Origin of the sequence: Mesorhizobium sp. M7A.F.Ca.US.006.01.1.1 (assembly GCF_003997935.1) — a bacterium.
Lineage (GTDB): Bacteria > Pseudomonadota > Alphaproteobacteria > Rhizobiales > Rhizobiaceae > Mesorhizobium.
Genome location: NZ_RZQL01000421.1, coordinates 1 through 3,309, shown reverse-complemented (window position 1 = coordinate 3,309; position 3,309 = coordinate 1). Strand labels below are relative to the sequence as shown.

The 3,309-nt window shown below is 63.7% G+C and carries 3 protein-coding genes; 2 read left to right on the top strand and 1 reads right to left on the bottom strand.

Annotation, left to right across the window (positions count from 1 at the left end):
• A partial coding sequence (locus EN943_RS36190) for an amidohydrolase family protein (protein ID WP_164778578.1) occupies positions 1-1,440 on the bottom strand: 1,440 nt, incomplete at its 3' end.
• Positions 1,441-1,586: 146 nt separating this feature from the next.
• Here EN943_RS36190 and EN943_RS36185 point away from each other — a divergent pair.
• Both EN943_RS36185 and EN943_RS36180 read left to right on the top strand, forming a co-directional pair.
• Complete coding sequence (locus EN943_RS36185) at positions 1,587-2,438, top strand: alpha/beta hydrolase (protein WP_127416525.1); 852 nt, start codon at positions 1,587-1,589, stop codon at positions 2,436-2,438.
• 92 nt (positions 2,439-2,530) lie between these two features.
• Entirely contained in the window at positions 2,531-3,196 is a 666-nt protein-coding gene (locus EN943_RS36180) for an outer membrane protein (protein WP_127416524.1), read from the top strand.
• Positions 3,197-3,309: the final 113 nt, after the last annotated feature.

Sequence of the window (3,309 nt, the reverse complement as noted above, 5' to 3'; positions counted from 1 at the left end):
GTCACCCATATAGCCGAAGCCGGAGACGAAGGCGTTGGTGACGCCGCCCGTGCCCCGGTGGCGCTCAACCAGCGCGATCTGGCAGATGTCGTTGCGGCGATCCATGGCGACCAGCCCGTCCTCGACCGGCAGATCGGCCTCCAGCGCGCGCGTCGGCGCCTGGTTCTCGATGACGCCGATGACACGCACCCGCACCTCGTTGGCGCCCTTGGGGGCGGCGATATCGAAGTCGTCGCCCTTCAGCTTCTTGCCGAGCTTGACGGTGTTCTTCGCCGTCTTCGGGTAATCATAGGCCGGAATATCGATTTCCAGCTTGCCGCCTTTGGCCAGCCTGGCGCCGCGTGCATAGACCTCGTCGATGGTCATTGCGGCGAGATCCGAGACGATCAGCAGGTCGGCCAGCCGCCCCGGTGCAATCGAACCGATCTCGCGCTCCAGTTTGAAATGCTGGGCGGTGTTCAGCGTCGCCATCTGGATCGCTGTCACCGGCTTCAACCCCTGTTGGATGGCGTGGCGCACCACGCGGTCCATATGACCTTCCTGCACCAGCGTGCCGGAATGGCTGTCGTCGGTGCACAGGATGAAGTTGCGCGGATCGATGCCGCTCTCCGTCACCGCCTTGATCTGCGAGGCGACGTCGTACCAGGCCGAGCCCAGCCGCAGCATCGCCTTCATGCCCTGGCGCACGCGGGCGATGGCGTCCTCGGCGCGCGTGCCCTCATGATCGTCCTCGGGGCCGCCGGCGACATAGCCATGGAACGGCAGGCCGAGATCGCGCGAGGCATAGTGGCCACCGACCGTCTTGCCTGCCTTGACCGTCGCCGCGATCTCGCCCGACATGACAGGATCATTGGCGACGACACCGGGAAAATTCATCACTTCGCCCAGGCCGATAATGTTCTCCCAGGTCATCGCTTCAGCGACATCGGCGACCGTCAACTCGGCGCCGGCATGCTCCAGCCCCGGCGCCGAAGGCACGCAGGACGGCATCTGCACATGCACGTTGATGGGCATGGCGACCGCTTCGTCATGCATCAGCCGCACGCCGGGCAGACCCAGAACATTGGCGATCTCGTGCGGGTCGATGAACATCGAGGTGGTGCCGTGCGGAATGACGGCGCGGCAGAACTCGGTCACCGTCACCATGCCGCTTTCGACATGCATATGCGCATCGCAGAGACCGGGCACCAGATAGCGCCCGCCGGCGTCGACCACCTTGGTCCCCTGGCCGATGGCATGGCTGGCATTGGGCCCGCAATAGGCGAAGCGGCCGCCGGCAATGGCGATGTCGGTGCCGGCGATGATCTCGCCCGAATGGACATTCACCCAGCGGCCGTTGCGCACGACCAGGTCAGCGGGTTTGCGCCCCATGGCAACATCGACCAGATGCGTCGCCATCTCGGTCCACGGTCTGGGTTTTGCGGGCGTTGCTTTCGTCATTGGCGATTCCTCGGTTGCGGCCAGTCTCGCAAATGTCGGCGGGCGCCGCCAGAGCCGTCGGTCCGACACGCCGCGTCAGGGCGAGCTTGTTGACTAATCCGGTTGAAAGGCGATGCTGCCGCGGACCGAACCATATGAGGGAAGACATGACCCGGTTTTGCAAAGTGTTCGCGATCGTCATCCTGTTCGCCGCGTCGAGCGCTTTTGCCGCCGCCGAGGAACGTTGGCAGACCTTGCCGGAACCAGCGGCCATGCCCAAACCCGATCAGAGCGGATATGCGCCGGTGAACGGCATCCAGATGTACTACGCCGTTTTCGGCGCGGGCGACCCGCTGCTGCTCATCCACGGCGGCCTCGGCCACGCCGACATCTGGGCCAGCCAGGTGGCCACGCTTTCCAAGACGCACAGGGTGATCGTCGCCGACAGCCGTGGCCACGGCCGCTCCACCCGCACCGAGCAGGCCTATGGCTACGACTTGATGGCGTCGGACTATCTGGCGCTGCTCGACTACCTGAAGATCGACAAGACCGCGCTTGTCGGCTGGAGCGATGGCGGCATTATCGGTATCGACATCGCGCTGCATCATCCGGAGCGGCTGACAAGGCTGTTCGCGCAAGCCGCCAACGTAACCACCGACGGCCTTGATCCGGGCGTGATGACCAACAAGACCTTTGCCGCCTACATCGACCGCTCCGGCCGCGACTACAAGAAGATGTCGAAGACACCGGACCAGTATGACGCCTTCGTGGCGCAGATGAGCCACATGTGGGAGAGCGAGCCGGCGTGGACCAAGGGACAGCTCGCTGGGATAACCACGCCGACGGCGATCGTTGCCGGCGACCACGATGAGGCGATCAAGCGCGAACACACCGAATACATCGCCTCCGCCATCCCGGGCGCGAAGCTGATCATCCTGCCCAACGCCAGTCATTTCGTCATGCTGCAAGCGCCGGATGAATATAGCCAGGCTGTGCTGGACTTCATCGACGCCAAATAGAGGATTCTGTGCGGCGACAGGGGGGATTGCGATTGCGGCGAATGCGGTTATCCTTCTGACGATCTTTCTGAATCATCATTTCGGGGAGTTCGATGCGTCGACTGATGGTCGCAAGTGCCGGTTTTCTTGCCGTTCTGGCCGTGCCGGCTTTTGCAGCCGACCCAACGGTCGACGTGCCGATGACCGCGCCCGGCTTCGACTGGACGGGCTACTACGCTGGCCTGCAGGCCGGCTATGGCTGGGGCCAATCCGACATATCGGTGACAGAAGGCGCGCCGTTTTCCATCGCGCCCGACATTGACGGTGGTTTTGTCGGCGGCCACGTCGCCGGCCTGTGGCAGTTCGACCAGGCGGTGCTCGGCGCCGAGGCGGACCTCAACTATTCCTCGGTCGGCGGCACGACGGTATCGGCCCTGGGAAGCACATTCGGCACCGACATCAAGTGGTTCGGGTCGGTCAACGCCAAGGCTGGCTATGCCATGGATCGCCTGCTGGTTTACGGCATTGGCGGCGTCGCCTTTGCCGGCATCGAAACATCGCAAGTCGCGGGTCCGGCGTTCGACAGCACGCGCACGAATGTCGGCTGGACCGTGGGTGCCGGCATCGATTACGCGCTGACCGACAAGTTCGTCGTCGGCGCGCAATATCGCTACTATGATTTCGGCTCCGAGCACTACGAGGTGGCAGAACCCTTTAACGATCGCGATCAGAACGTGAAGCTGAATGCGGTCGGGATCAATTTGAGCTACAAGTTCTGAGCTAGCCCATAATCGCGACGCTGCCGGCCCAGGCAACCACTTGAGAGGCTCTCTTCATGGAAGGGCGGCCGACGCTCCCAGTGGGCGGGGGGAATGGGTTGGGCCTGAGAGGC

Excerpts from the sequence above, each read along its gene's own strand:
- EN943_RS36185 (WP_127416525.1), top strand. The coding sequence starts at position 1,587 with ATGACCCGGTTTTGCAAAGTGTTCGCGATCGTCATCCTGTTCGCCGCG.
- EN943_RS36180 (WP_127416524.1), top strand. The coding sequence starts at position 2,531 with ATGCGTCGACTGATGGTCGCAAGTGCCGGTTTTCTTGCCGTTCTGGCC.